We start from the raw sequence: 26,474 nt of genomic DNA on the forward strand, positions 1-26,474 counted from the left end.
GGACATGAAGGGCAGCCTCTTCACATCCTCGCTTCTGCACACTCTGGCGCTCTCGGCGGCGCTGGTGAGCCTCGGCTCGCCCGCAAAACTCGAATTTGCCCCCATGGAAACGCTCCCGGTCGATATCGTTCCGATCGAGGAGTTCACCCAGATCCAGAAGGGTTCGACAGACGCGCCGCTGGCGGAGAAATCCGCACCCGTGCCGACCCAGAAGCCGGCGATTGCCGAGCCCGCCGAAAATATCGGTGACAACGACGTCGATCTGAAATCACCACCCACCCCCTCCAAGCGTCCGGTCGAACAAGAAGTCGCGGCCGCGCCGAAGAAGGTCGAGACACCGGCGCCGACGCCTGATCCAAAGGCGAACGAGGTGAAGGAAGTGGTTAAGGAAGATACGGCCCCGCCGCCGGAGCCGGAACCCCAGCCCACTGAGCCCCAACCCGCGGAAGAAGCTGTAGCCGAAGAGATCCCCCTGCCCGAGCAGGCGCCGATCCCGGCTGCGCGTCCAAAGCCCGAGATCGCCAAGCCGGCGGAAAAGAAGCCGGCGCCCAAGCCTGATGCCAAGCAGGACACCAAGGCGCAGGAAACGGCGAAATCCAAACCGCAGATGGAAAGCGACTTCAACGCCGACGAAGTGGCAGCCCTTCTCAACAAGACGGATGCTGCCGGCGGTGGTGCGAAACGCTCCACCGATCAGGAAGCACTCGGCGGCCGCACCGATACCGGCGGCTCGAAACTGAGCCAGAGCGAACTGGACGCGCTGCGTGGCGTCATCCAGGACAACTGGCTGATCACGCCGGGCATGGCGGATGCCGCCGACGTGCGCGTCCGCGTCACCTTCCGCCTCGACCAGAATGGCGCCCTGATCGGCGAACCCGAGGCGACTGCCACTGGCGGCTCGCCCTCGGCCCAGCAGGTCCTCATGAGCGGCGCCGTGCGCGCCGTGCGCAAGTCCGCCCCCTTCACCAATCTGCCCCCGGACAAATACGACGCTTGGTCTGAAGTTGTCGTCAATTTCGACCCCAGCGAACTGATGTAAGAGCTGAAAGGCTTGATAAGCATGAAAACTCTCCTCCTCCGAATTCTGCTGGTCTGTGCCGGCATGGCATCTGCCTTCGTGGCGCCTGCAAACGCAGCCGTTGAAATCAACATCAACCGCGGCAACGTCCAGCCGCTGCCGATCGCCATCACCGACTTCATCTCGGCAGACGGCATCGGCGCGCAGATCTCTGCGGTCGTGGAAGCCGACTTGAAGCGCTCGGGCCTCTTCGCCCCGGTCAACCGTGCCGCTTTCATCGAGCGGATCCAGAACCCTGACCAGGCACCGCGCTTTCCCGACTGGACAGCCCTGAAGGCCGAGGCCCTGGTTGTCGGCCGCATCGTGCGTGAGCCCGATGGCCGCCTGCGCGCCGAATTCCGCCTCTGGGATACCTTCGGTGGCCAGCAGATGACCGGCCAGCAGTTCTTCACCGATCCGAAGAACTGGCGCCGTGTCGCCCACATGATCGCCGACGCGATCTATGAGCGCATCACCGGCGAAAAGGGCTATTTCGACACCCGTGTCGTCTTCGTCTCGGAAAGCGGCCCGAAGACCGACCGCAAGCGCCAGCTGGCCATCATGGACCAGGACGGCGAGAACATCCGCATGCTGACCAACAGCAACGACATCGTCCTGACGCCGCGCTTCTCGCCGAGCCGCCAGGAAATCACCTACATGTCGTTCGAAGGCCAGCAGCCGCGCGTCTATCTCCTGCAGCTGGAAACAGGCGCCCGCGAAGTGGTCGGCAATTTCCCCGGCATGACCTTTGCGCCACGCTTCTCTCCCGATGGCCAGCGGGTCATCATGAGCCTGCAGCAGGACGGCAACGCCAACATCTACACGATGGACCTGCGCTCGCGCACCACGACACGCCTGACGAATACGGCCGCGATTGACACATCGCCGTCCTATTCGCCTGACGGAAGCCAGATCGTCTTCGAAAGCGACCGTGGCGGCCGCCAGCAACTTTATGTCATGGGTGCCGACGGCTCCGGCCAGCGCCGCATTTCCTTCGGTGACGGTTCCTACTCGACACCGGTCTGGTCGCCCCGTGGCGATCTGATCGCCTTCACCAAGCAGTCCGGCGGCAAGTTCTCGATCGGCGTCATGAAGACCGACGGTTCCGGCGAGCGCATCCTGACCACGGGCTTCCACAACGAAGGCCCGACCTGGGCACCGAACGGCCGCGTGCTGATGTTCTTCCGCCAGAACGCTGGCGCCGGTGGACCGCAGCTCTACTCGATCGACCTTACGGGCTACAACGAGCAATTGGTGAAGACGCCATCCTTCGCCTCCGACCCGGCCTGGTCGCCGCTGATGGAATAGTGACTGGAAAGAGGCGCATTTGCGCCTCTTTCTCGCCTCAAAGGCCCTGCAATTGCACTGTTTCTGACGAGAATTAACGCTTCGTTCACCATAATTGTTGGAAGCCGGTTAACCGCGATTGGTTATGCTCCGGCAACCCTAACAGAGAATTCAAGGAGACCGGCGATGAGCCGCATTCATTCCCCGGCCAAGAGCCGCCTGCAGAAGATGGCAACCAATCCGGCCATGGTCGCATTTGCCGTGGCCCTCGCTCTTGCCGGCTGCGCCAACAAGAAGAACCTGCCGAACAGCGCCGGCGAACTTGGCCTCGGCGCCGGTGGCGCTGGCGCCGCCACCCCGGGCTCTGCCCAGGACTTCACCGTCAACGTTGGCGACCGCATCTTCTTCGACACCGACTCGACCGCCATCCGCGCCGATGCCGCCCAGACGCTCGATCGTCAGGCACAGTGGCTGCAGCGTTATCCGAACTACGCAATCACGATCGAAGGTCACGCCGACGAGCGCGGCACGCGCGAATACAACCTCGCACTCGGTGCCCGCCGTGCAGCGGCGACCCGCGACTACCTCGCACAGCGTGGCGTTCCAGCTCAGCGCCTGAAGACCATTTCCTACGGCAAGGAACGTCCGGTCGCGGTTTGCGACGACATTTCCTGCTGGTCGCAAAACCGCCGCGCCGTCACCGTTCTGGGTGGCGCCGGCATGTGATCCGGTTCACACCGGCATCACCAGAGCTTGAAGGCGGCCCTTGGGCCGCCTTTTACATTTCTCCATACTTTGGCCGAACTTGGTTGCTTTTTGCAGGCAATTGGGAAAACTCCTGTCGGCGCTGGTTCGGCGCAATTCGTCGCGAAAACAGGAAGAAGGAACATGAACAAACTTGTGATGGCCGCTCTGCTTGCGACGGCCTCGCTGACGGGACTGAGCGGAACTGCAAACGCATTTCAGCTGTTTCCGAATGTCCAGCTCGGCCAGAAAGCTGCGCCCGGGCATACGCCGAAGGCCGAAGTCCAGTTCGCTCAGGCGACGGATCCGACTTTGCGTGTCCAGCAGCTTGAGGAAGAAATCCGTGCCCTGAACGGGCGGATCGAGGAAATGACCTTCCAGCTTCTGCAAATGCAGGAAGCCATCCGCAAGCAGCAGGAAGACAACGAATTCCGCTTCCAGGATCTCGAAAAGAAGAGCGGCTCGCTGACCCGTCCTGCGAACGGCGACGGACAGCAGGATTCGGTTGCTGAAATCATCACCGAAACCCCGGACGTCGGCGTAACCGCCGACGCTTCCGGTCTCGGCCAGTCGCCAGGCACGGCACCCGGCGAACAGACGCTGGGCTCCATTGCGCTCGACGAAAACGGAATGCCCGTAACGGCCACGCTCAATCAGGATGCATTGAACAACAGCTCCACCGCCCTGCCCGGCGTCGATACCGGCGTCACGGCACCCTCGGCGACGCCGCAGTCCGCGCCGCAGCAGACCGCCTCGCTCAATTCCGAGAGCGACGTCTACCAGATTGCCTATGCCCATGTGCTGTCAGGCGACTATTCGCTGGCCGAAAGCGAGTTCCGCGATTTCATCGCGGCCTATCCGAGCAGCGCGAGAATCGCTGATGCCAATTTCTGGCTCGGTGAAGCGCTCTATTCTCAGGGCAATTACAACGAAGCGGCCAAGACCTTCCTCAACGCCCATCAGACCTACAACACCTCGCCCAAGGCGCCTGAGATGCTGCTGAAGCTCGGCATGTCGCTCGCCGCCCTCGACAATAACGAGACAGCCTGCGCAACGCTGCGTGAAGTCTCCAAGCGTTACCCCAAGGCTTCTCGCGCTGTCGTCTCCAAGGTTGCGAGCGAGCAGAAACGCCTCGGCTGCTGATGAGCGCCCCGCTCGCGGCAGGATCTTCACTCCCCGAACTTATGCCCGAAGCCGCGATCCAAGAATTTCTCGTCTCGCTCAACCGTCCCATGCGCCTTCTCGTTGCCGTATCCGGTGGCAGCGATTCGCTCGGACTTCTCTTGTTCCTGAAGCGCGCGATCGACGGGCAGACCTATCCCCACCGCCACACACTCTCCGCCGCAACGATTGATCATGGCCTGAGGCCGGAAGCTGCCGACGAGGCCGGCGAGGTCTCGGAACTCTGCCGAGAACTCGGCATCCCGCATCGGATCGAGCGCTGGTCCGGCGAGAAACCCAAGAGCGGCCTCTCCGCAGCAGCGCGCGAAGCGCGTTATCGGTTGCTCGCCCATGCAGCAGACATCCTCAAAGCGGACGCGATCGTCACCGGCCATACGCTGGATGATCAGATCGAGACCGTGGCCATGCGCTTGGATCGCTCCGCAGACTCAGTCCTCGGTCTTAGCGGCATGGCGCCGGCCACGCTTTACGCCGGCCACCTCTGGATCCTCCGTCCGCTTCTGCGCACCCGCCGCACAGCGATCCGCAATTGTCTCGAGGCCGATGGCCGGAGCTGGATCGATGACCCGAGCAATGACGACCCCCGCTACGAGCGGGTCCGGACCCGGCGCGCGGCTCAGACACTCGATGCCGCAACGATCGACGCTGCCGTCGGACAAAGAACATCGCTTTCGGCAAAAGCGGCAGACTGGCTGAAGCGCCATGCGACTGCTGGCCCCGCAATGCTGGTGAGCGTGTCGCTGGATGCCTCCAGACATTTGGAGAAAGGGATCCGCGATCATGCCCTCGGCGCACTCGTAGCCGTGCTGGGTGGTAAGCCGCATCGTCCCGGTGCCGACAGCCTCGCGCGGCTCAGCCTCAAACTGGACGACGGCTCGGATTTTCGCCTGACCCTGTCGGGTACCCTGGTCATTCGACGACGCGACCGGCTCCATCTCGTGCGCGAAAGGCGCGGTCTTTTGCCGCTGTCGCTTGCGCCCGGTGCGACCAGCATCTGGGACGGCCGCTACACAATCGTGAATTCGAGCGACAGCGAGATCACGGTTACGGGCGGTCCGGCACCCACAATCGATCGCACCTTACCCGGTTCGATCCGCTCTGCACTGCAGGAAAACGCACCACAAATCATTGAAAACAAAGAGGTTCGACATACTGGGGGCGCCGCAGTGACGGCAACCCCGCGGCTCTCGCTCTATGGCGACTTCATGCCCTGTTTTGACCAGCCATTGGCCGACATGATTGCCACGTTGATAGGCGTGGATCCGAGCCCCGCATGTCCGATTTAAGACTTATTGACGGAAAACGATCTGCGACGCCCCGTTTGCCTTGGCAAGGATGCGGCGCGATCCTATGTTAGAGAGTAATTCTGCGGGGCTTCGTCCCGCACCACAGGTTCGGGGAGTTCAATGAACCCAAATTTTCGCAATTTCGCGCTCTGGGCGATTATCGCACTGTTGCTGATCGCGCTCTTCAGCATGTTCCAGACCTCGCCGTCGCAGACGGCCTCCAGCGAGGTTCCCTACTCGCAGTTCCTCCGCGAGGTGGATGCGGGGCGCGTGCGTGAAGTGACGGTCACTGGCAACCGCGTTCTGGGCAAGTATGTCGAGTCTGGAACGGCGTTCCAGACCTACGCACCCGTGGTCGACGACAACCTGTTGACCAAGCTGGAAGCCAAGAACGTCATGATCGTGGCCCGCCCCGAAACGGACGGCTCCTCCGGTTTCCTGAGCTATATCGGCACGCTTCTCCCCATGCTGCTGATTCTCGGCGTCTGGCTCTTCTTCATGCGTCAGATGCAGGGTGGCTCCCGCGGTGCCATGGGCTTCGGCAAGTCCAAGGCGAAGCTGCTCACCGAAGCGCATGGCCGCGTCACCTTTGATGACGTGGCTGGCGTTGACGAAGCCAAGCAGGACCTGGAAGAAATTGTAGAATTCCTGCGTGACCCGCAGAAGTTCCAGCGTCTCGGCGGCAAGATCCCGCGCGGCGTGCTGCTCGTAGGCCCTCCGGGCACGGGTAAGACGCTGCTCGCCCGCTCGGTTGCCGGCGAAGCCAACGTCCCCTTCTTCACCATTTCCGGTTCTGACTTCGTCGAAATGTTCGTCGGCGTCGGCGCAAGCCGCGTCCGCGACATGTTCGAACAGGCCAAGAAGAATGCGCCCTGCATCATCTTCATCGACGAAATCGACGCCGTCGGTCGCCATCGTGGCGCCGGTCTCGGCGGTGGTAACGACGAACGCGAGCAGACGCTGAACCAGCTTCTGGTCGAGATGGACGGCTTTGAAGCCAACGAAGGCATCATCCTGATCGCAGCGACCAACCGTCCCGACGTTCTCGACCCTGCTCTTCTGCGTCCGGGCCGTTTCGACCGTCAGGTTGTCGTGCCGAACCCTGACATCATCGGCCGGGAGCGCATCCTCAAGGTGCACGCACGCAACGTGCCGCTGGCCCCGAATGTCGACCTAAAGGTTCTTGCACGTGGTACGCCCGGCTTCTCCGGTGCGGATCTGATGAACCTCGTCAACGAAGCCGCCCTGATGGCCGCCCGCCGCAACAAGCGCGTCGTCACCATGTCGGAATTCGAAGACGCCAAGGACAAGATCATGATGGGCGCGGAACGTCGCTCCTCCGCCATGACCGAAGCCGAAAAGAAGCTGACTGCCTATCATGAAGCCGGCCACGCCATTACCGCTCTGCAGGTACCGGCAGCCGACCCACTTCACAAGGCGACCATCATCCCGCGCGGCCGTGCTCTCGGCATGGTCATGCAGCTCCCCGAGGGCGACCGCTACTCGATGAGCTACAAATGGATGGTCTCGCGCCTCGTCATCATGATGGGTGGCCGCGTCGCTGAAGAACTGACCTTCGGCAAGGAGAACATCACTTCGGGCGCCTCCTCCGACATCGAGCAGGCAACCAAGCTGGCCCGCGCCATGGTCACCCAGTGGGGCTTCTCGGATGTCCTCGGCCAGGTCGCCTATGGTGAGAACCAGCAGGAAGTCTTCCTTGGTCATTCGGTCTCGCAGTCGAAGAACGTCTCGGAATCGACCGCTCAGAAGATCGACATGGAAGTGCGTCGCCTGATCGACGAAGCCTATACCGAGGCCCGCCGCATCCTGACCGACCACCACGATGCATTCGTAGCGATCGCCGAAGGCCTGCTCGAATACGAGACGCTCTCGGGCGAAGAGATCAAGGCCCTCATCCGCGGTGAAAAGCCGTCCCGCGACAGCGGTGACGACAGCACACCGAGCCGTGGCTCCGCCGTTCCCTCGACCGGCCGCAAGGACGCGCCGAAGGGTGGCGAACCGGAAGGCGGGCTGGAACCGCAGCCGCACTGATTACGAGCCTCCACAAACAGCCAAAGGCCACCCCCGACCGGGTGGCCTTTTTTGTAAGCAACGGACCTTGGCCGCAAAATCCGGTGGATGACCCTTCCGGCAGTAACGGCATGTAATGAGCTTTAGCGCTATTTTACGTGTTCTTCGTCGCGTTCTATGGCATGAGCAGCCAACCGCGGGCCCCTGCACGATCGCCTGTGCTGATCACGTGCAGCGACCGCCAGCGAAATGGACTTGAAGGAACACTTGATGACACGTCGTTACTTCGGCACGGACGGTATTCGCGGCCTCTCCAACCGCTTCCCCATGACACCCGACCTCGCCATGCGTGTCGGCATTGCCGCCGGCACGATCTTCCGCCGCGGCGGACACCGCCACCGGGTGGTGATCGGCAAGGATACGCGCCTCTCCGGCTACATGCTGGAAAACGCCATGGTCGCGGGTTTCACGGCAGCCGGCCTCGATGCTTTCGTTCTCGGCCCGATCCCGACGCCCGCCGTCGCCATGCTGACGCGCTCGCTGCGCTGCGACCTCGGCGTGATGATCTCCGCCTCGCACAATCCCTTCGCCGACAATGGCATCAAGCTCTTCGGCCCCGACGGCTACAAGCTGTCGGACGAGCTTGAGCAGCAGATCGAGGAACTGCTCGAGAAGGACCTCTATGGCCAGCTCGCAGCCCCCAACGACATCGGCCGTGCGAAGCGCATCGACGGCGTGCATGACCGCTACGTTGAATTCGCCAAGCGCACCCTGCCCCGCGACGTGACGCTGCACGGTCTGCGCGTTGCCATCGACTGTGCCAACGGCGCCGCCTACAAGGTAGCGCCCGCAGCCCTCTGGGAGCTCGGTGCTGACGTTGTCACCATCGGCGACGAGCCGAACGGCACGAATATCAACCTGGAATGCGGCTCGACCCATCCGGACGCCCTGCAGAAGAAGGTCCATGAAACCCGCGCCGACATCGGTATCGCACTCGATGGCGACGCCGACCGCGTCATCATCGTCGACGAAAACGGCACCGTCATTGACGGCGATCAGCTGATGGCGGTCGTTGCCGAAACCTGGGCGCAGGACGGGCTGCTGCGTGGCGGCGGCATCGTCGCGACCGTAATGTCGAACCTCGGCCTGGAACGCTTCCTCGGCGACAAGGGCCTGACGCTTGCCCGCACCAAGGTCGGCGACCGCTATGTCGTCGAGCACATGCGCAACCACGACTTCAACGTTGGCGGCGAACAGTCCGGCCATATCGTGCTGGCCGACCACGGCACGACCGGCGACGGCCTTGTGGCTGCCCTGCAGATCCTGGCAGCGGTCAAGCGCACCGGCAAGACGGTCAGCGAACTCTGCCACCGATTCGAGCCTGTACCGCAGCTCCTGCGCAATGTCCGCTTCTCCGGCGGCAAGCCCTTGGAAGACGCCGTCGTCAAGCAGGCCATCGCTGACGCGGAGGCAGAGCTTGCCAAATCCGGTCGTCTGGTCATCCGCCCCTCGGGCACCGAGCCGTTGATCCGCGTGATGGCTGAAGGCGACGACCGCGCCCAGGTCGAGCGCATCGTCAACGAACTCGTCGACGTCATCGCAAGCGTCCGCAGCGCCGCTGCCTGAGCCGATGCAGGGACCCTGAATTGCAAAAAAGCCCGGCTGCGATACAGCCGGGCTTTTGTTTGTCTCGATCGGTCCAGACGATCAGGCCGAGAGTTTCGCCATGACTTCGTCGGAGACTTCGAAGTTCGAATAGACGTTCTGCACATCGTCATCGTCTTCGAGTGTGTCGATGAGCTTCATCAGCGAGGTCGCCTTTTCTTCATCGACTTCGATCGTGTTCTGCGGCTTCCAGATTGCCTTGACGGTTTCCGCGCCACCGAGCACGGCTTCGAGCGCCTTGGACACTTCGTTCATGTCTTCGAAGGCGCAGTAGATCGTATGCCCGTCTTCATCCGACACCACGTCTTCGGCACCAGCTTCGATCGCCGCTTCCATCACCTTGTCGGCATCGCCGACGGAGGCTTTGTAGGTGATTTCGCCGACATGGTCGAAGGAGAAGGACACCGAACCGGTTTCGCCGAGTGCACCACCTGCCTTGGAGAAGGTCGAGCGAACGACGGAGGCCGTGCGGTTGCGGTTGTCGGTCAGAGTCTCGACGATGACGGCAACGCCGCCAGGGCCATAGCCTTCATAGCGGATCGCGTCATAGGTCTCGGCATCGGCACCGGACGCCTTCTTGATGGCGCGCTCGATGTTGTCCTTCGGCATCGACTGCGCCTTGGCGTTCTGCACGGCGAGGCGAAGTGCGGCATTCATCGCAGGGTCGGGCAGACCGGTCTTTGCGGCAACGGTGATTTCGCGCGCAAGCTTGGAGAACATCTTCGAACGGATACCGTCCTGCTTGCCCTTGCGGTGCATGATGTTTTTGAACTGTGAATGGCCAGCCATGGCACCCCTGATCAGGTCTGTTTGTGGGAATGGCCGCCTTATAAGGGCGAAAGCCAGCTGTTTCAAGGCCGCTACAGCGGTTCAAAAAGCCGGAACAAGTGCTTGCCCAACTCGTTGCTGTGAGCACACACGACAAGGAGATAGAACATGGCAAGTTTCAGCGAAGCCCGCGAAAATCCCGTCGAACAGCTTTGGGATGAAATCGACAATGTCCATGCCGGCATGCTTGGCCTGATGGGTGGCAACATGCACATGCAGCCGATGGCCCCGAATGCGGACCGCAAGCGTAACGCCATCTGGTTCTTCACCAAGACCGATAGCCATCTTGTGCAGGCCATGCGTCCCGGCAGCCGCGCTCACTTCTGCGTCGTTGGCAAGGATCATGACTATCACGCCTGCCTCGCAGGCACGTTGGTCGAGAACAAGGATCCGGTGAAGATCGACGAATACTGGAACTCGGTCGTTGCTGCCTGGTACGAGGGTGGAAAGTCCGATCCGACGCTGACGCTTCTGGAACTCAAGCTGGACGACGGCGAGATCTGGGCGTCCACCAACAGCTCGCTGAAGTTCGGCTGGGAAATCGCCAAGGCGAACATGAGTGACGATAAACTGCCTGACGTCGGCGTGCACCGCGAGGTGCGCTTCGCCTGAGGCCCATAGGGGGTCCTAAACCCCCTGCAAGACCAAGATCAGCGGCTTCTTCGGCAATGTCCGCATGGACACCGTGAAGCCGCGATTCTCCGAGATCTGCGTATCGAAACCATCGTCGAACATCGACAGGAAAGTCTCGATCGGCGGACCACGACGATGCATGGGCAAGATCACTGCGGAGCGCAGACGCTGCACGATCCGGCTCATGCTGTCGGCCCCGAGCGTCAGCCCCCCATCCACCGGCACCATGACGATATCAAGTCGGCCGATCTCGCCGTAATGGGTGTCGGTCAATTCGTGATGCAGATGCCCGAGATGGCCAATGCAGAGGCCGGCGACTTCGATGATAAAAATCGAGTTGCCGTTCGACTCCATGGTGCCGCCCCAGCTTCTGATGTCCGTCGGCACGTTTCGGACATAGGCATCGCCAACGACCAGGCGATGCTCGATGGGTTCGCCCGGCTGGGCTTCGTTCCAGCCTTGCAGGACAGCCCCGATCGCCGGATCCGGGTTGAGGGTATAGTGGCTCGAATGCGCCTTGTTCATCGTTACCACGTCAGGCGTGCGCGACGTGCGAAGCCAGCCGTTGAAATCGGTGGCAATCGAGATGCCGGCTGGCGTGTCGATCTGGAAAGTCGAATGGCCGACGAAGGTGATGACCACGTCTTCCTGCACCTGCGCCAGCGTCAATGCGGGAGCACCGGAGGATGAAGGCGTGAAGTTGGCGTACTGAACCTTGGGAATTTTCTCGGCGATCAATTGGCACTGGCTGACCTGCGGTCGCTGTGCCTCTTGCGCCAAGGCACCACCGGCCAAAGCCGAGAGCACCATCGTGGACAACACCAGTCTCAGCATCATGCCGCTCCCTGCATCCCATCCAGATCAGAAATGGGAGCATGAGGCAGCTTATCCCTTGGGTAAAGGCACAAGACCGAGCAGCGCTTGTCAATTTGCCGTTATCGCAGGCGCAGAAAGAACCCTGTTCCGAGGCGAGAGACTTAATCGATCCTTAAGCGCTGCTGGTCAATCTTCGCACCCAAGCGGGGCCTGCATCCTGCGACAGACATCTGGAGAGGACATCCCATGCCGGCGGCGCAAGCCTTATTCGACCACGACACCCAGACCACCGGCTATGCCCTACTGGATTGTATAGAAGCAGCCCTCAACGAGGATTTCAGCAAACTGCCGTCCGGCTCGGACCCACTGGATCGCGCCATCGCGCGCCTGATTGCGCGCTGCCAGGAACGGTCGGGCGCTCAACTGAAGGACGTTGTCGAGATCTCGGTCAACGTCAACGAAACGGCCACCATGTCGGCCAATCTGCTTTACGATCTGAAGCAGGTCGACCACCGCACGCATGACATTGCCGCAGCGGCCGAAGAAATGGCGGCAACGGTGGATGAGATCGCCCGTCACGGCGAAGAGATTTCTGGCGGCACGCGACGCGCGGGCGCCGCCTGTGACGAGGCTCGGCAGTCGGCCATGGACACACGCACGACCATGGAGGGCATCAACCGGGCTCTCGGCGATGCCTCCGACCGGATCGCCTCGATCCATACCCTGGGTTCGCGCATCTCCGAGATCGCTGCCAACATCAAGAAGATCGCGTCCCAGACCAATATGCTCGCAATCAATGCGGCCGTCGAAGCGGCACGCGCCGGCGAGGCTGGGCGCGGTTTTGCCGTCGTCGCTTCGGAAGTGAAGGCCCTTTCCGACCGCACGGCCAATGCGACAACGGAGATTTCCAAGATCGTTATGGATCTTGAGCAGGGCCTGACCTCGATGAACGAGGCGATGTCCGTCAGCCGAAGCTCTGCAAGTGCCGGCACGACTGCCCTCGACAAGCTTTCAACCCGGCTCGCGGATGCCCTGCGCCAGGTCAACGAGAGCGCCGACAGCGCAGCCCAGATCGCAAGCGGTCTCGTCGAGCAGAAGGCGGCCTCTTCGAGCGTGGCAAACGGGATTACCCATATCGCCACGAGCGCCGGCGACGCGACCCGCCAACTCGGCCGGGTCATGGATGCGATCGCCAGTGCCCAGGCCGGCCTCGACAGGCGGCTGAAGGTTCTGGCCGAGGAAGACATCCCCGGCAAGGTCGTTCTGCTGGCGCAATCGGACCATGTGATCTGGAAACGGCGCCTGGCCAACATGATGGTGGGCCGCGACAGGCTCGATCCTCGGGAACTGGCCGACCACAAGAACTGCCGCCTCGGCAAATGGTATCTCGGCGCACGCACGACGCACCTTGGCCAGGACAGCGACTTCCTTTCGCTGGACGAACCACATTGCCGGGTGCACGAGCACGGACTGGAAGCCGTCCGCTGCTACAACGCTGGTGACATCGGTTCGGCGCTAAAGCAGTTGCAATGCGTCGAGGTCGCATCCAGCGAAGTCTTGCAGAAGCTGGGAAGGTTGGAGCGCAAGACGTCGCGCCATTGATGACCCCGTTGCCATCATGACACTCGATCCCGCCGTCAGGCCCAGAAGGGCGGGATCGTCTCGGCGAGCCGCGGCCCGAGCCGGAGTGGCGCAATCTTTTCGGCAAGCCCCGTGCTGTCGGAGATCTCGACACCCACGCCACAGATCGTAGCGGGGCCGCTTGCCGCCTCGAAGCGGCCCTTGGGCATCTTCGAGATGAAACGATTGAGCGGCTCTTCCTTCTCCATGCCGAGCGAGGAGTCATAATCACCGCACATGCCGGCATCCGACATATAGGCCGTACCACCGTTCAGGATCTGGTGGTCGGCGGTCGGCACATGAGTGTGGGTGCCGACGACAAAGCTCGCACGGCCATCAACGAAATGTCCGAAGCACTGCTTCTCGCTGGTCGCTTCGGCATGGAAATCGAAGACGATGACGTCTGCCTGCTCCTTCAGCGGGCAGGCAGCCAGGATCGTCTCGGCGGACTTGAAGGGATCGTCGAGCTCGGGATGCATGAACACCCGACCCATGATGTTGGCGACGAGCACGCGCGCACCGTTGCGCGCGTAGAAAAGGCCGGAACCCTTGCCCGGCGTGCCGGCGGGATAGTTGGCCGGGCGCAGGAACTGATCGTGCCGGGTGCAGAACGACACGGCCTCCTTCTGGTCCCAGACATGGTTGCCGGTGGTCACCACATCGGCACCGGCATTGATCGTCTCGAGATAGATGTCCTCGGTGATGCCGAAGCCACCGGCGGCGTTCTCGCCGTTGACGATAACGAAATCGAGCTTCAGGTCGGAGATCAGGCCCGGCAACCGCTCCCATACAGCCGTACGTCCGGTCTTGCCCACCATGTCTCCGAGGAACAGAAGTCGCATTTTCGTCCAATCACTCCATGAATCTTCTAAGGCCGCTCTCGGTCAGCACGGCTTCCAGCCGGACGTCATGGGCCTCATAGGGCACTTCTGCCACCTCCTGACAGTCGAATGCAATGCCGATCAGCCGCGGATGCCGGCCTTTTTCCCTGAGACGGGCGATCGCCCTGTCATAATGACCCGCACCATAGCCGATCCGGTTGCCCCCGGCATCGAATGCCGACAGAGGTACCAGAAGCAGATCGGGATCGAGCACCGCAGCTTCCGGGCCTGGCCCACGGGTGCCAAAACCGGTATCGACGAGCTCCGCGCCGGCTGCGAGTTCGCGGAAGACAATCGTCTCCTTGTCGAGAACGACAGGCAGGCAGAGCCGCGCACCCCGGGCCTTCAGCCGCGCCATCAGCGGGCGAATATCCGCCTCGGATCGGATCGGGAAGAAGCCGGAGATCACAAGGCCAGGCTCCAGCGACAGATCGTCTCCCGCAAGTTCCGCCATGGCAAGACTGTGCTCCAGTCTCATCTCCGCCGGGATCGCGTCCCGGACCGCCAGCCGCGCCTTCCGGATCTCGGCCTTCAACTCCCGCTTTTCTACCATCACAAGGCTCTTTTCTTCCAGCCACACCAGATTTGGGGAGGCAGCCCAACAGAAAATCGTGTTTTTGCGCTTGGTCAAGCCTGTTTCGAAAACCCCTAAAAAACCAAGGATTAACTCAAAGCGCTTAGACTTACGTCCAAGTCAACGACCAAAGGCCATTCCCAATGCAGATCTTTTCGCGCTTCGGCATCACGAAAACAATCACCGCCACGACGGTCCTGATCCTGATCGCGGCGCTCGGAGCCGTGGCATGGGTCATCTCCGGCAGCATCGAAACCCGCATCCAGCAGCAGGCAATTTCCGGCCAGGATGCAAGTCTTCGCACGGCGGCCACGATCATCGAACGGGATCTGCCCGGCACGACCGTGACATGGGCCGCAGACGGCAATGTCCAGCGCATCGTCATGGAAGCCATTCCGGCTGAATTCACCGAGCACGGCATGATCGACGTCATCGGCCGCATGACCGGCCAGACGGCCACGATCTTTGCATGGGATGCCGAAAGCAAGGACTTCTGGCGCCGCACCACCAACATCATCAAGCCGGATGGCAACCGCGCCGTCGGCACCGCACTCGGCCAGACCGGGGCTGTCTATCCCTATTCCGTCAAGGGCGAGATCTATCGCGGCGAAGCCGTCATCCTTGAGACGCCATACTACACGATTTACCAGCCGATCTTCTCGCCGGCCGGAGATGTGCTTGGCATTCTCTATGCCGGCGTGCGCAAGGCCGACATCAACAGCATCGCAACCGAGATGACCTATGCGATCGGCACAACTGCGCTGATCGTGCTTCTGATCGCCGCAACGCTGATCACCCTTCTCGTCCGTCGCATCATTGGCTCCCTGCCGCGCCTGACGGCCGTTGCAGACCGTCTCGCCTCCGGCCAGCTCGAAACCGAGGTGCCGGATCAGGACCTGAAGAATGAGGTCGGCGCACTTGCGCGTGCAATCAACGTCTTCCGTGAAAGCGCGATCCAGAAAATTGAGGTCGAGCGCCGCGCGGCTGAAGCAGCAGCCCAAGGAGATCAGGAACGTGCCGAGAGTGAGCGCGCCAAGGCCGAAGACGCGCGTCTCGTTCAGGAAGCCGTTGATGCCCTCGCCGACGGACTGAACCGCCTGAGCGACGGCGACCTGACTGTTCGCATCGATCGCGCCTTCACTGGAAACCTCGACCGTCTGCGCGTCGACTTCAACGCCTCTGTCGAGAAGCTTAGCAGCACGCTTGCCGAAATCCGCGACGAAACCTCGGGCATAGAGGCAAGCTCGGCCGAGATGCGCTCCGCGACCGACGACCTGTCGAAACGCACCGAACAGCAGGCTGCCTCTCTGGAAGAGACATCCGCCGCCCTTGAGGAGATCACATCGACCGTGCGTGGCTCGTCGGCCAAGGCAGACGAAGCTGCAACCATGGCGACCAAGGCGCGCCAGAGCACGGAGAACTCCAGCAAGGTCGTGTCCAACGCAATCGAGGCCATGAGCCGCATCGAGCAGGCGTCGAGCGAGATTTCGAAGATCATCAACGTCATCGACGAAATCGCCTTCCAGACCAACCTCTTGGCGCTTAATGCCGGCGTCGAGGCAGCGCGCGCCGGTGAAGCCGGCAAGGGCTTTGCCGTCGTCGCCCAGGAAGTCCGTGAACTCGCCCAGCGTTCGGCCAATGCGGCCAAGGACATCAAGGCGCTGATCAACAAGTCGGGTGAAGCCGTCGCCGGCGGCGTGTCGCTGGTCCAGCAGACCGGCTCGGCACTCTCCGAGATCTCCAACCAGGTGGCCGTTATCAACGACCACATCACGTCGATCGCCTCGGCTGCCCGTGAGCAGTCCACCGCGTTGAACGAGATCAATGGCTCGGTCAACCACATGGACCAGTTCACCCAGAAGAACGCCGCCATGGTGGAAGAGGCGACCGCCGTGACCCACCGTCTGGCCGACAGCGCCCGCAATCTGGCGAGTTTCGTCGCGCAGTTCCGTGTCGCAGGCGGCGCAGCCTCCTCGAACCGCGCTCCCGCGCCGAGCTACACTGCACCAACACCAACGGCCCGTCCCGCAGCACGCCCGGCCGCGGCTCAGGCCGAGACGCGCCCAGTAGCCTCCCCGGCTCGCCGCATGGTCGGCAACCTCGCCAAGGCCTTCGGTGGCGGCAGCACGGCGGCCGCCACCTCGCAGGACAACTGGGAAGAATTCTGATCCCAGGAACCGATCAAAAAGAAAAGCCGTCGCGAGTGATCGCGGCGGCTTTTTGCATCATGTCTGATCAGAAGAGGAAGGTGCGATCCACGGCAACCGATGGAGATTTACGATCCTGGGTGCCTACAAACGTAGGTGGGCACAAACCATTGATTTTATTGCAACTCAGAAACAATTTCGACACCAGGTATCGCACATGGTGTGACAATTTCAAGCCCCATTCAAGACGTTCCCTGAACTTCAAGCAGGTGAAATTCAGCGGCCTCCACTCGCACGAGTTCCCGCCCGTCGGCACCTCTCGCCCGAGTAAGAATAGAAATGCTAATATGATCAAAATCGCCAAGCTGACGGTTCTTCTCGTCCAGGCGCGTGGCAGATCTCTCGGTATGAGTCGATCAGACCTAATTGTCAGATATCCTGACGTCTGGTCAGAATCTCTTGCCATGACTCCCTAGAGTTTTTGTGATGACCTCGGCCCATCAACCCAGATGGAGGACCTCATGTCAGAACACGATCACGCCCAACTCATCGCCTTGGCAAGCAACCTTGCGCAGTCCGTGGAACGTGAGCCCAGTGAATCTACGATTGAAGAATGGGACCAATATGTGAGGGCAATGCTAGCGCTGCTGGCGAAAGCAGCATGAGGATGGGGTGCATCCGCGACAACTAACCTCGTCGCCACGTCGCGGATGCAAGCGGCTATGCCGCTGAACAGGTAGAGCCGGTGTGGGCAGCGACACTGTCGAAGGGGGTCCCCACACCGGTTTCTGTGATGGGCTAGTCAGCAGCCCACATATCCAAAACTTGAAAGCTGTTGCGACGCTCATCGGCATCGCGCCGCTGTTGGGCGGCAACCATCTCAGCGACAGTGCCTGACGTCGCGCGGTCTGCCAGCAAGCACTGTGCAGCCCACTCATCCGGATCAGTGACGATGTCTCCATGAACGGTAAATCTGTCTGTGACGAGCGCGCTCATGCCGCCACCTTGAAGTCTGCGTCTGTTGCAGCATAGCCGATCATGCCAACGTAGTTTGACAGGCGAGCCTTCAAATTCTTCAGCTCATGGCGCTCGCCGACCGACAGCGATGCCTCCGGCTTGGACAGAAGGCGCCCCAGCGCCGCGCTATCGCGATGCAAAGCTAGCTCGCGTGCACCAGGGAGATTTGCCGCCTTGATCTTTTGGGTGTTGAGAACGATGCCACGATTGTCACTCGCTACCTTGTCGTCGCGCTCAGCGCGTCGGCTCGGTACGGGTTCAGCAAGGCCTGCTGGTTCATCGGAGTATGGCTTCAGGAATGCTGTAGCTTCTTTCAGCTCCTGCAATTCCCTGGGCGTCCTAACCGGCTTGGCGGAGAGAAGACGGTACCGATCCCATACCCTCCCGATGGTGAGCTGCTGCGTGCTGGCGAGTGATTGGACGAATGTCGTGTTCAAGTTCATGTTAGCTCCGATAGATAGCCGCGATTGGCGGACGTGAGTTGATTTCGATTACCGCCCCGCGAAGAGCCTGGCGAAGTTCTAAAGCTGCGATGTAGGCTTCGGTCTCGTGTCGGCTCAGAGACTTCTCAGAAGCCTTCCGTTCAAGCCGCTCTGCCTGTCGGTGAGCCTTGAAGAAGCGCATCACGGTGTCAGCGTCTTCCCTGCTGATGATATTCATGAACCGGCCCTCTGAGGGAGCGTGGAGAGCCAGCCCTTGATGATGTGACGAATGAGTGTCGAGCGCGGCAAGCCACAGAGGCTCGCCACGCTATCAAGCTCTTCGACCACATCGGGGGAGACGGAGATTGTGAAGCTGACCTGTCGGCCATTGTTGGGAACGCGCATCGAATTGTTCGCAGTCTTTTTGTTTGATCGATGGACGTATCATGCCAGCTACAACTAATTTTGTCAATAAATTCCTATAACGGCTCACTGCGCAGCGGAGAGACACCACCAAACTCGCCTGAGAATTTCGCCTATACATTTGCTTTAGCTTCATAAAAACGGAAATCGGCCGAAGAATGAATCTTTTCCTATTTTTTACGTGAGCCACCGTACTTCACGGATTTCTGTGGTATAATGGGCTGTTCAACGCACCCTACCCGAAAGGAGGCAAGACCATTTCTACAGGAGACACATCGTGCAAAAGCACCCCAACCACCTCGAACACCTAGCAAACATCCGCGAAGTGCTAGCACCCGCCATCCGGAGCGGAATTGAGATCATGACCGAAGACGGTCGCGCCGTTACCTTTGAGAACCTCGACACGCTTGTGATGGACGGCGCCGCGATCAAAATGACGGGCGCAAACGGAGAGGTTCTCGCCGTCGTACTCTCTGACGACATACGTCCCAACAGCCCCAGGCGACATGAGACCCTCCCCTCTTTCAGCCAGATTATGGATGACGGCGAACGTTTGAATTTCTGGCTACCGGAAACCTACGCGCGCGGACCTCTCAAAGGCACATCGCATGCAACCCTCTATGCAGGGGTTCCCTTTTCCCGACCCAATCTTGATGAGCAAGGCAAGCTAGCCAGGCTGAAGCTGCAGCGGTTCAATCGAATTTTCGAAATTGGCTGAGGCATAAAATTTGCTGCGCGAGCACGTTGACTCGTCGCCGTAAAGTATCTAGCGTCACGACCCTCCATCATTCGTTCGAATTTTGGAGTACAGATATGCTCTATATAGAGCATACCGAGGCCGGTGACAACTATATATTCCGGCTACCGCCCGAAAGAAGATCCGCCGCAGCGCTGTTGACTGCGACGGATCACAGAAGCCTTCCGTGAAACTGTAAGAAAACTGCAGTCACGGCAGGAATATACATTAGCGCCCGCTTGCAGCTTTACGATCACCCTAACCCACGAAGGAATGAAAATGACAAGATTGAAGCTTTCCTCATTGTTGACGCCTGAGGAGAAGGCGCAATTTGCAGCGCAGTTTTTTAGCAATATTGTTCAGGCTGCGAGATCGGGGACGACCAAGCGGAATAAGAAAAGCCTTTCAATACACTACTACCACGACCCTGAAGAGCTGCATGAGATGCGGCAGCAACCTGGGTATGACCCGCATATTTGCCGCGTCGTGGCGAATGACAATGATGTCGCCGGGGTGACGTTGAGTTTGGTCAAGGCCGACGACGGTCGCGAACAGGTGCGAGACGATCGCACCGGGGAAAGCCGCGCCCCTCCGCTTCCGCCGCGTGAGCTTTCGGCTGAAGGTATCCGAGCCATGTCCAACAAGGGACTCAGGGGAAAAATCAAGACCGATCACAGCAAGGCGGTTTATGAGGCAATGTGCGAATATGCTGGGCGTGGCCTGTTCGTGCATCCCGCACATTGCATGCAGGAAGACGGCTTTTGCTCGAGTCAGTATGGCGCGGTAAAGAAGGCTAAGGACCTTGAGGCGAAAGGTTTGCCTACAGAAATGCCGGTGCCGCTCAAGGGCGGCAAAATGCCAAAGGGCCAAGGCTGGCAGAAAGAGGCGTCCAACGATCCACGCATGGTCGAGTACTGGTTTGAACAGTATGGCAATCAGCAAGGAAAGACCAACGTCAGCATTGTTACCGGCTCCCGGACTGGAGTGCTCGTCATCGACCTAGATGGTGCAACCGGGATCGCGGCATTCGTCGAACTGGAGAAGAAGCTTGGCTCGGTTCCTGTTACCGTCGAATCCATCACCGGGGGTGGCGGTAAACACCTGCTGTTCCGCTGGCCTGAAGGCGCTGACCTACGCAATTCCGCCAAGGTGCTAGGAGACAATATCGACATTCGCGGTGAGAATGGGCAGATCATTGCACCGCCATCGCTTCACCATTCTGGCAACCATTACCGGTGGGCAAAAGGCCGCTCGCCTGCCGATGTAGGTTTGGCGGATTTGCCGCCTGAATGGATCGACGCAATCCAAGGCGCGTCAAAGATCACCGCAAAGGAGCCGAAAAATAATCCCGAAAAGGCAGGGGTCGAAGCAGCGACCAGCAGTAAGAAAGCGCCTAGCTCGAATCTTGACCTGTCTTCCATCGGTGAAACGGAACATGGAGGTAACGGCTTCAATGATCCCATCAACTCTATCCTAATTGCCTATTTCTACAGGCAGAAGGACGGTCACAACGCGGACGCGGACAAAATCCGGCATGCAATCAGCGACCATGTTGAGGACCTGATCGCCCGTGGTGAAACCGATGAGGCCCGACGCCGCTATACGATTGCAGGCGGTTATCTCGATGCCCAAATTGAAGCAGCCCGCAGGTTTGTCGAGGAGCACCCGCGCCGTTCCCTACCTCGCGGTTACGCCGCTGGGAAGGATCAGCACGAGGGCCTTGTCGGTTATTTCAAGCAGGACGGCGACAAACCCGTTTTCGTACCGGTGTGTTCGTCATTTGATGTCAAGGGCCGTGCCAGAACAGAAGACGGGCGGGATTGGAGTCTTGTCATTCAGTTTGCAGACCCCGAAGGCCGGTTAAAGCAAGAGCGCATTGCTTTCGGTGACCTGGCGGCAGATTCTAAAGTTATTCGCCGAATGCTGGCGAGCGCCGGTCTCTGGATTGCCACTGGCGAGAACCAGAAGTTTGACGCCCTGCTGAACGCCCTCCAGCCGGAAAACACCATCCTATTTGCTCGAATGCCAGGTTGGCAGGGTGGCGGGTTCGTGACGCCGGACGGACGGATGATCGCCAGCAAAGAAGACACGGAAGTCATTCTGGAGAACGCTCGCACTAATTCGACACGCGGCACGCTTGAAGGGTCTATAACGGTTATGAACGATGCCTTGCGATCTGGCGTTGCGCATTGGCAGATCGCACCCATGATTGGTGTGGCGGGGTGCCTTGTAAGTTTCTTGAAACTCGATTCTTGTGGTGTGGCTTTAACCGGAGCCACATCAAAGGGCAAAACGACCGCCCTGCGCATTGGTGCGTCCGCGTGGGGCGATCCGGAAGGGAAAGGTCATGATGCAATCGTGGCCTCCCTGTCTGGAACCTCCAACAGCTTCGAAGTCATCGCTCAGCGTGGCAATGGAACGGGGGTGTTCATTGATGAATTGCAGCATCTGGACGATGGACGCGGCGTTCAACAATTGCTTTTCACACTTGCGCAAGGTGAAGGGAAGAGCCGCCTGCGTCCCGATGGCACGGAAAGAGAACGTCGGAATTGGCGGTCGTTCTACGCGCTGACCGGCGAAACCGGCCTTTTGCAAAAGATCGAGTCCGGTGGTGGCAAGGTTGCCGGGGGCGTCAATGCCCGTGTTGCTGACATTGACGTTAGCACCGAGAAAGACGTTGACGAAGACATCTTGAGTGTACTTGCCGCTCGCAATGACCATTTCGGACATTACGGTCCTGCCTTTGCCGAATGGTTGGCAGGTAATGGTGATCCAGACGAATTGCGCACGCGGGTTCGGACCTATGCGGCTGAGATCGCCGGGGACACGGCAACGGCGTTGGAAAAGCGGAACGGCCTAATTTTTGGGTTGTTGCGACTTGCTGGCGAGCTTCTGCAAGCGGCTGGACTTCTGAATGATGAAACAGACGTTTCCGCTCTTATCGCTCGCCTGAAGGCTGAGAACACCCCAGATGCCGAGAAGCCGACTGACCGGGCGCTTAGAAAGTTGCGGGAAACCGTCAACGAAGAATGGAACAGGTCGATTCATCCTGTAGCGCCAACTGTTGAAGACCCGGCGCATGGGAAGGCCACCGCATGGCGTGACTCCGGTCTTACAGGCGGGCGAGTCTTTATTCCGAAGGATCGACTGGCGGAACTGGCTGGCGGGACGGTCAAGGCGCGGGAACTGGTCGCTGCATTGAAAGCGGTCAAGATGTCTGACCGGACGGATGGTAAATGGGCGGGGGTGCTTCAGGTCAAGGGCAAGAACGACACTCACCCGACAATTCCGGATAATGGTGCGCAGGTCTCACACTATCGGATTGCTGAGGCATTCTTTCGGGGTGACGGCATCGAAAAGGCTGACTGAGCAAGCGAAGGGGCGGAAACGCCCCTTTTCATATCGTGGATTTTGTGAATTTAAGTATGGACTCGAGCCTCCCAAATCCACCGCAAAATCCACTAAGTTTTATTGTTTTATTTCAAAAACTTAGGCTGAAAAAGTGGAAAAGTGGATTCTTTCACGGGGTTGGATACAGGGTAACATCAGCGGCGCCAGAGCGTGGGGCATGTCGAGTGTAGATCGGCGGAGAACGGGTCGCGTATCTATCTCTCTTTAAAAGTCCACTTTTCCACTTAATCTGATTAAATGATTGTTTTTGTTGAATAACGTTCGGTGGATTTTGTGGTGGATTTTCGATTTTAGTTTCCATTTTCCACTTCAAAAAATCCACCGCAGCGGATGCCTTCAGTGGGCGGCATGGGATCGTTGAGTGTCGAGGACGAACACCCGTCCAACCGAATGCAGATAGTCGATGATCTCAAAATGCAGGTGATCGCGGTCGCCATATCGCCGTCCGATTTCATCGAGTGTGGGCTGAATGGCAAGGCACTCGTCTGGCGGCAAGTCGGCATCGCCAACTAGCCAGCAATCATCGCCCACGGCGACAGGATCGCAACCGGCAGCAACAACTTCATGGATGAAATCGGCAATCTGCTCTTTTGTCATTGTCATCTCCGTAGTTTGCTCCACGAGCCTACGCAGCTTGGGAATTTCATCAACCCGCAAATCTGTTAGGGTCGAAATCCATTGATCGTTTTGATTTGGCGCAGCAAATTAGATTCAAATCTTGCAATCGAAGGATTGGGGGTTTGGATGAGTAGGAGATAAAGCTACCTCCAGGTAGCCTCGTTGGGCCTAAAGGGATTTTTGGACGACCCCCAAGTAGCTCCGGTGGAAAAAGTATTGACATTCCAGCAAATGGAAACAATCCACATGAAACCCTTCATTACCCCTAAAGTGAACGAGACTGGGAAAAAGCTTCTTCAATTTCAATTGGAGGGGGGCGAGCAGGACTCCGATTTATGTGCGATGCACTCCCGTAGCATCACAGCCTATTCAATGCCGGAGGGGCACACATTCAATGCGGCGTGGGAATTCCAATTGCATTTTGGCAACGATAATCTCCTCGTGGAGTTCTCATCCGCCTGTACCCAGGTCGCGGATTGGCAGGAGGCTGGATCACTGAATATTCGTATGGCTTACTACGGGGAAAGCATAGCTTCCATAGGGTCGGCTCACTCGGCCACTGCTATTTCCCCCTTTACTGTAGAGAGGCTAGAAAAACTCGTTTACGAAGATGACGATGTGATTTCCGAATGTGGTCTTATACTGAATGGATCAGATGGTACGGCAATAATTTTTGCGGCCGGAATCTCACCCGGATCAGTATCTGTGGCTGCGCCCTTTGCAACGGGACAATTTAATCCGCAGTTTTCGCTTGCGGCCTGCAGCCGCAAAATTTTATATACATAGTAGCGTTTAAATATACTCTGAATGGATAGATGGGTGCCCCTCCAAGCGACATGGCGCATGAGGTTAGTTAAAACTGCTGCCTCTCGGCAAAAAGGGTCTTCAATCTGAAACAAGCTCCGGAGTCAGTTGGGGATAATTGACCAGGCGCCCAACCCTCTTGATTGTCTCGCGCCGATAACGATCTTTGTCCACGCCGTAATGGAAACGCCGATGACACGTCGGACACACACCCACAGCGTTGTCAGCACTATCAGGACCACCTTCGCTCAAAGGGCGCACATGGTGGACTTCCAGGTACGGCTCACCGTCTTCGCGTAGGAATGGCGCAGGATCACCGCACGCCTCGCAATTTCCTGCAGCCGTTGCCAAGACCCAGGCTATGACATTCGGATCGCGAACAAAGCGCGTGGTGGTTGAGGCGACTTTACTGCCGCTCAGGGGATTAGTGGGTGGCGGAGCTGATAGATCGCCCTTCAGCTTGGAACGGGCTGACTTCACACGGGTTTGAAGCGCTTCAGGATCAGCAGTCGGAGCCTCTGCAGACCATTCACGTTGCCAGACATGATTGACCATGGGCAACAGCTTTGCCGTAACCTTGGCTCCGACATTCCGACGCGGCTGATAACCGGTCAATATCGGAAGGCCAAGCGCCTCCACCACAGCGCTAATGTTCGCCATACGAAATTCGTAGGAGCCCGCTGTTCGAGAAGAAAGCGTGGTAGCAAGCACTTGCTTCCGCTTCGCCGTCTTGTTGATCACCTCCCCCGCTGCTTCTGCAGTCTGCAGCTCGCGGTAGGCAACAACACAGGCCATCAGCTCATCGTCCGTCCACTCGTTAGAAGTCACGTCGCCTGCCACGTCCACATCCCTCGCCATCATTCAAAAACCATGTAGAGTTGTAATCAGCTACGAGACAAGGGGTTGCGACATGGTAGGCGGCTGGGACAAGTCTCCAGGACCCGATAACGACTATGCGTCAAAGCCGTTGACGCTAACTGGCAAACTCGCACTTGTTCTTTTAGCAGCAGGGTTCGTGGCGATCGCCTATCTGCTCATGTGAGGTGGATACACCGGCCATCGAGCGAAGCAATTTTTCTGCAGAAAAGTATGCCAGAATTTTCACGTCGTTCGGCGCCCGCTCAGCGCGGACTGCTCATCAAGACACCTGATTTTTTTCGACCTCTTCAGCTCGCCGTCGAGCTACCCCCGAAAAAGACCGGCACTTTCCTCAAAGCAGGACAGTGCCTACCAGGTCGCGCCCATTTCTTGCCGAACATGTTCGGAAACCGTCCGTTAAGGTATACTCCAGCGGACATCGAAAAATGTGCGAGACTCGCGTCCGATAGGGTTGACTCCAGCCATTCGGACAGTCATTCTTTCGGACATAAGTTCAACGAACACCGAGATTTCAATGGCGACGTTTCTTTATGCGCGGGTAAGCACGACAGAGCAGACACTCGCACACCAGCAATCCCAGGCCGAGAAAGCTGGCTTTTCATTTGACCATGTCATCGCTGATCAAGGCGTGTCAGGTGTTGTGGTCCCCATGCGCGAGCGTCCGGAAGGACGTCGCCTCTTTGACATGCTGCGTGCTGGAGACGTTCTCGTGGTCCGTTGGGTGGACCGCCTAGGGCGAAACTACGCAGACGTGACGGACACCATAAAGGAGTTCATCCGGCGCGGCGTCGTTATCCGCACGGTGATCAACAACATGACCTTTGACGGCTCCACTACCGATCCGATGCAAATGGCTGTCCGGGACGCCCTGATTGCCTTCATGGCGGCGACAGCGCAGGCGCAAGCGGAAGCGACCAAAGAAGCTCAGCGAGCGGGCATCGCGTACGCGAAGGCGAACACGGAGACCTACAAGGGCCGAAAGCCATCCTACACCCGTACACAGCTCCAGACCGTCTTGGAACTAGACGGCAAGGCTCAGAGCGTTTCCGACATTGCCCGCGCTTGCGGCCTCTCGCGCCAGACTGTTTACCGGATCAAACAAGACCCGGCAGCCGCTGCGAAGGCGCTCGCGATGTGGGAGGACGCATGATGTGGCAGGTGATGCGCCTCGTGGCGCTGGCCTTTATGGTGTGGATAGTTTTCCGCGCCGTGGCGGGCATGTAGCTGAAAAAAACATGGCGGGGGACCCAAAGCCCCCTCTACCCCCTGGGGTACCGTTTCGAGTCAGTCGCTGTCTCGGTAATACTCAGCCGTCGGGCGTACGAGTTTGCCAACTGCAAACGCAAATGAGCCACATTCCAAAAAACTTTTAAATAATACCATCTTCTGCTAGAATGATCTCATATTGATAGG

General features: G+C 59.3%; 25 protein-coding genes. 15 read left to right on the plus strand and 10 right to left on the minus strand.

The genetic code is table 11. From position 1 onward, the window contains the following. The first annotated feature begins 4 nt into the window (after positions 1-4). The 7 genes from GH983_RS13870 (at position 5) to glmM (ending at position 9,213) form a co-directional block, all read left to right on the plus strand. Positions 5-1,039 carry a cell envelope integrity protein TolA gene (locus GH983_RS13870; RefSeq protein WP_054148285.1) on the plus strand — a complete coding sequence of 345 codons (1,035 nt, stop codon included), beginning with the start codon at positions 5-7 and terminating at the stop codon, positions 1,037-1,039. 21 nt (positions 1,040-1,060) lie between these two features. After that, the gene (gene tolB / locus GH983_RS13875; RefSeq protein WP_054148284.1) at positions 1,061-2,365 is read left to right on the plus strand and encodes a Tol-Pal system beta propeller repeat protein TolB; all 1,305 of its coding nucleotides are present in this window, start codon (positions 1,061-1,063) and stop codon (positions 2,363-2,365) included. A 165-nt stretch (positions 2,366-2,530) separates the two neighbouring features. Continuing rightward, the gene (gene pal / locus GH983_RS13880) at positions 2,531-3,070 is read left to right on the plus strand and encodes a peptidoglycan-associated lipoprotein Pal (protein ID WP_054148283.1); all 540 of its coding nucleotides are present in this window, start codon (positions 2,531-2,533) and stop codon (positions 3,068-3,070) included. Between the two features lie 162 nt (positions 3,071-3,232). After that, entirely contained in the window at positions 3,233-4,231 is a 999-nt protein-coding gene (gene ybgF / locus GH983_RS13885; protein WP_054148282.1) for a tol-pal system protein YbgF, read from the plus strand. Further along, positions 4,231-5,556 (plus strand): tRNA lysidine(34) synthetase TilS, encoded by a 1,326-nt coding sequence (gene tilS / locus GH983_RS13890; protein WP_153762698.1) that lies wholly within the window; start codon positions 4,231-4,233, stop codon positions 5,554-5,556. Before ybgF ends, tilS begins: the two co-directional genes overlap by 1 nt. 120 nt (positions 5,557-5,676) lie before the next feature. Next, positions 5,677-7,608 carry an ATP-dependent zinc metalloprotease FtsH gene (gene ftsH / locus GH983_RS13895; RefSeq protein WP_054148280.1) on the plus strand — a complete coding sequence of 644 codons (1,932 nt, stop codon included), beginning with the start codon at positions 5,677-5,679 and terminating at the stop codon, positions 7,606-7,608. A gap of 249 nt (positions 7,609-7,857) precedes the next feature. Then, positions 7,858-9,213, plus strand: coding sequence for a phosphoglucosamine mutase (glmM, locus tag GH983_RS13900; RefSeq protein ID WP_054148279.1), 1,356 nt, complete (start codon positions 7,858-7,860; stop codon positions 9,211-9,213). 81 nt (positions 9,214-9,294) lie between these two features. Here glmM and GH983_RS13905 read toward each other — a convergent pair whose 3' ends face one another. Further along, entirely contained in the window at positions 9,295-10,041 is a 747-nt protein-coding gene (locus GH983_RS13905) for a YebC/PmpR family DNA-binding transcriptional regulator (RefSeq protein WP_054148278.1), read from the minus strand. Between the two features lie 147 nt (positions 10,042-10,188). On the opposite strand from GH983_RS13905, the gene GH983_RS13910 reads away from it, so the two are divergent. Further along, positions 10,189-10,692, plus strand: coding sequence for a pyridoxamine 5'-phosphate oxidase family protein (locus tag GH983_RS13910; RefSeq protein ID WP_069043477.1), 504 nt, complete (start codon positions 10,189-10,191; stop codon positions 10,690-10,692). Between the two features lie 15 nt (positions 10,693-10,707). On the opposite strand, the gene GH983_RS13915 is transcribed toward GH983_RS13910, so the two are convergent. Beyond that, positions 10,708-11,550: an MBL fold metallo-hydrolase gene (locus GH983_RS13915; RefSeq protein ID WP_054148276.1), complete on the minus strand. Its 843-nt coding sequence runs from the start codon at positions 11,548-11,550 to the stop codon at positions 10,708-10,710. A gap of 225 nt (positions 11,551-11,775) precedes the next feature. On the opposite strand from GH983_RS13915, the gene GH983_RS13920 reads away from it, so the two are divergent. After that, positions 11,776-13,131: a methyl-accepting chemotaxis protein gene (locus GH983_RS13920; RefSeq protein ID WP_153762699.1), complete on the plus strand. Its 1,356-nt coding sequence runs from the start codon at positions 11,776-11,778 to the stop codon at positions 13,129-13,131. Positions 13,132-13,166: 35 nt separating this feature from the next. Here GH983_RS13920 and GH983_RS13925 read toward each other — a convergent pair whose 3' ends face one another. Together GH983_RS13925 and GH983_RS13930 are read right to left on the minus strand one after the other, a co-directional pair. Further along, the gene (locus tag GH983_RS13925; protein ID WP_153762700.1) at positions 13,167-13,991 is read right to left on the minus strand and encodes a TIGR00282 family metallophosphoesterase; all 825 of its coding nucleotides are present in this window, start codon (positions 13,989-13,991) and stop codon (positions 13,167-13,169) included. A 10-nt stretch (positions 13,992-14,001) separates the two neighbouring features. Continuing rightward, positions 14,002-14,583, minus strand: a complete 582-nt coding sequence (locus GH983_RS13930; RefSeq protein WP_153762701.1) for a 5-formyltetrahydrofolate cyclo-ligase — start codon at positions 14,581-14,583, stop codon at positions 14,002-14,004. 164 nt (positions 14,584-14,747) lie between these two features. Between GH983_RS13930 and GH983_RS13935 the strand changes: the two genes are divergently transcribed. After that, on the plus strand, positions 14,748-16,772 hold the full coding sequence (locus GH983_RS13935; RefSeq protein WP_153762702.1) for a methyl-accepting chemotaxis protein: 2,025 nt from the start codon (positions 14,748-14,750) through the stop codon (positions 16,770-16,772). Between the two features lie 500 nt (positions 16,773-17,272). Next, on the plus strand, positions 17,273-17,416 hold the full coding sequence (locus tag GH983_RS13940) for a hypothetical protein (RefSeq protein WP_153762703.1): 144 nt from the start codon (positions 17,273-17,275) through the stop codon (positions 17,414-17,416). A 133-nt stretch (positions 17,417-17,549) separates the two neighbouring features. On the opposite strand, the gene GH983_RS13945 is transcribed toward GH983_RS13940, so the two are convergent. Genes GH983_RS13945 through GH983_RS13960 form a run of 4 tightly spaced genes read right to left on the minus strand, consistent with a single transcriptional unit; the run spans position 17,550 to position 18,595 of the window. Beyond that, a complete protein-coding gene (locus GH983_RS13945) occupies positions 17,550-17,747 on the minus strand; it encodes a hypothetical protein (protein ID WP_153762704.1) in 198 nt (65 codons plus the stop codon). Continuing rightward, a complete protein-coding gene (locus tag GH983_RS13950) occupies positions 17,744-18,211 on the minus strand; it encodes a hypothetical protein (RefSeq protein ID WP_153762705.1) in 468 nt (155 codons plus the stop codon). The genes GH983_RS13945 and GH983_RS13950 overlap by 4 nt, the downstream gene beginning before the upstream one ends. 1 nt (position 18,212) lies before the next feature. Beyond that, positions 18,213-18,428 (minus strand): hypothetical protein, encoded by a 216-nt coding sequence (locus GH983_RS13955; RefSeq protein ID WP_153762706.1) that lies wholly within the window; start codon positions 18,426-18,428, stop codon positions 18,213-18,215. Further along, positions 18,425-18,595 carry a ribbon-helix-helix protein, CopG family gene (locus tag GH983_RS13960; protein ID WP_153762707.1) on the minus strand — a complete coding sequence of 57 codons (171 nt, stop codon included), beginning with the start codon at positions 18,593-18,595 and terminating at the stop codon, positions 18,425-18,427. Before GH983_RS13960 ends, GH983_RS13955 begins: the two co-directional genes overlap by 4 nt. Positions 18,596-18,890: 295 nt before the next feature. Here GH983_RS13960 and GH983_RS13965 point away from each other — a divergent pair, with 295 nt between their 5' ends. Together GH983_RS13965 and GH983_RS13970 are read left to right on the plus strand one after the other, a co-directional pair. Continuing rightward, complete coding sequence (locus tag GH983_RS13965) at positions 18,891-19,331, plus strand: hypothetical protein (RefSeq protein WP_153762708.1); 441 nt, start codon at positions 18,891-18,893, stop codon at positions 19,329-19,331. A gap of 297 nt (positions 19,332-19,628) precedes the next feature. After that, positions 19,629-22,718: a DUF927 domain-containing protein gene (locus tag GH983_RS13970; protein WP_194842719.1), complete on the plus strand. Its 3,090-nt coding sequence runs from the start codon at positions 19,629-19,631 to the stop codon at positions 22,716-22,718. Between the two features lie 378 nt (positions 22,719-23,096). On the opposite strand, the gene GH983_RS13975 is transcribed toward GH983_RS13970, so the two are convergent. Continuing rightward, positions 23,097-23,357 (minus strand): hypothetical protein, encoded by a 261-nt coding sequence (locus GH983_RS13975; RefSeq protein ID WP_153762710.1) that lies wholly within the window; start codon positions 23,355-23,357, stop codon positions 23,097-23,099. A gap of 267 nt (positions 23,358-23,624) precedes the next feature. Between GH983_RS13975 and GH983_RS13980 the strand changes: the two genes are divergently transcribed. Further along, positions 23,625-24,164, plus strand: coding sequence for a hypothetical protein (locus GH983_RS13980; protein WP_153762711.1), 540 nt, complete (start codon positions 23,625-23,627; stop codon positions 24,162-24,164). Between the two features lie 99 nt (positions 24,165-24,263). Here the strand turns inward: GH983_RS13980 and GH983_RS24515 are convergent, their stop codons facing one another. Next, positions 24,264-25,022, minus strand: coding sequence for an HNH endonuclease signature motif containing protein (locus tag GH983_RS24515; RefSeq protein WP_305765073.1), 759 nt, complete (start codon positions 25,020-25,022; stop codon positions 24,264-24,266). A gap of 553 nt (positions 25,023-25,575) precedes the next feature. Between GH983_RS24515 and GH983_RS13990 the strand changes: the two genes are divergently transcribed. Beyond that, complete coding sequence (locus tag GH983_RS13990; protein WP_153762713.1) at positions 25,576-26,211, plus strand: recombinase family protein; 636 nt, start codon at positions 25,576-25,578, stop codon at positions 26,209-26,211. Positions 26,212-26,474 lie beyond the last annotated feature (263 nt).

The organism is Agrobacterium sp. MA01 (assembly GCF_009650195.1).
GTDB lineage: Bacteria > Pseudomonadota > Alphaproteobacteria > Rhizobiales > Rhizobiaceae > Allorhizobium.

Excerpts from the sequence above, each read along its gene's own strand:
- GH983_RS13870 (WP_054148285.1), top strand. The coding sequence starts at position 5 with ATGAAGGGCAGCCTCTTCACATCCTCGCTTCTGCACACTCTGGCGCTC.
- tolB (WP_054148284.1), top strand. The coding sequence starts at position 1,061 with ATGAAAACTCTCCTCCTCCGAATTCTGCTGGTCTGTGCCGGCATGGCA.
- pal (WP_054148283.1), top strand. The coding sequence starts at position 2,531 with ATGAGCCGCATTCATTCCCCGGCCAAGAGCCGCCTGCAGAAGATGGCA.
- ybgF (WP_054148282.1), top strand. The coding sequence starts at position 3,233 with ATGAACAAACTTGTGATGGCCGCTCTGCTTGCGACGGCCTCGCTGACG.
- tilS (WP_153762698.1), top strand. The coding sequence starts at position 4,231 with ATGAGCGCCCCGCTCGCGGCAGGATCTTCACTCCCCGAACTTATGCCC.
- ftsH (WP_054148280.1), top strand. The coding sequence starts at position 5,677 with ATGAACCCAAATTTTCGCAATTTCGCGCTCTGGGCGATTATCGCACTG.
- glmM (WP_054148279.1), top strand. The coding sequence starts at position 7,858 with ATGACACGTCGTTACTTCGGCACGGACGGTATTCGCGGCCTCTCCAAC.
- GH983_RS13905 (WP_054148278.1), bottom strand. The coding sequence starts at position 10,041 with ATGGCTGGCCATTCACAGTTCAAAAACATCATGCACCGCAAGGGCAAG.
- GH983_RS13910 (WP_069043477.1), top strand. The coding sequence starts at position 10,189 with ATGGCAAGTTTCAGCGAAGCCCGCGAAAATCCCGTCGAACAGCTTTGG.
- GH983_RS13915 (WP_054148276.1), bottom strand. The coding sequence starts at position 11,550 with ATGATGCTGAGACTGGTGTTGTCCACGATGGTGCTCTCGGCTTTGGCC.
- GH983_RS13920 (WP_153762699.1), top strand. The coding sequence starts at position 11,776 with ATGCCGGCGGCGCAAGCCTTATTCGACCACGACACCCAGACCACCGGC.
- GH983_RS13925 (WP_153762700.1), bottom strand. The coding sequence starts at position 13,991 with ATGCGACTTCTGTTCCTCGGAGACATGGTGGGCAAGACCGGACGTACG.
- GH983_RS13930 (WP_153762701.1), bottom strand. The coding sequence starts at position 14,583 with ATGGTAGAAAAGCGGGAGTTGAAGGCCGAGATCCGGAAGGCGCGGCTG.
- GH983_RS13935 (WP_153762702.1), top strand. The coding sequence starts at position 14,748 with ATGCAGATCTTTTCGCGCTTCGGCATCACGAAAACAATCACCGCCACG.
- GH983_RS13940 (WP_153762703.1), top strand. The coding sequence starts at position 17,273 with ATGTCAGAACACGATCACGCCCAACTCATCGCCTTGGCAAGCAACCTT.
- GH983_RS13945 (WP_153762704.1), bottom strand. The coding sequence starts at position 17,747 with ATGAGCGCGCTCGTCACAGACAGATTTACCGTTCATGGAGACATCGTC.
- GH983_RS13950 (WP_153762705.1), bottom strand. The coding sequence starts at position 18,211 with ATGAACTTGAACACGACATTCGTCCAATCACTCGCCAGCACGCAGCAG.
- GH983_RS13955 (WP_153762706.1), bottom strand. The coding sequence starts at position 18,428 with ATGAATATCATCAGCAGGGAAGACGCTGACACCGTGATGCGCTTCTTC.
- GH983_RS13960 (WP_153762707.1), bottom strand. The coding sequence starts at position 18,595 with ATGCGCGTTCCCAACAATGGCCGACAGGTCAGCTTCACAATCTCCGTC.
- GH983_RS13970 (WP_194842719.1), top strand. The coding sequence starts at position 19,629 with ATGACAAGATTGAAGCTTTCCTCATTGTTGACGCCTGAGGAGAAGGCG.
- GH983_RS13975 (WP_153762710.1), bottom strand. The coding sequence starts at position 23,357 with ATGACAAAAGAGCAGATTGCCGATTTCATCCATGAAGTTGTTGCTGCC.
- GH983_RS13980 (WP_153762711.1), top strand. The coding sequence starts at position 23,625 with ATGAAACCCTTCATTACCCCTAAAGTGAACGAGACTGGGAAAAAGCTT.
- GH983_RS13990 (WP_153762713.1), top strand. The coding sequence starts at position 25,576 with ATGGCGACGTTTCTTTATGCGCGGGTAAGCACGACAGAGCAGACACTC.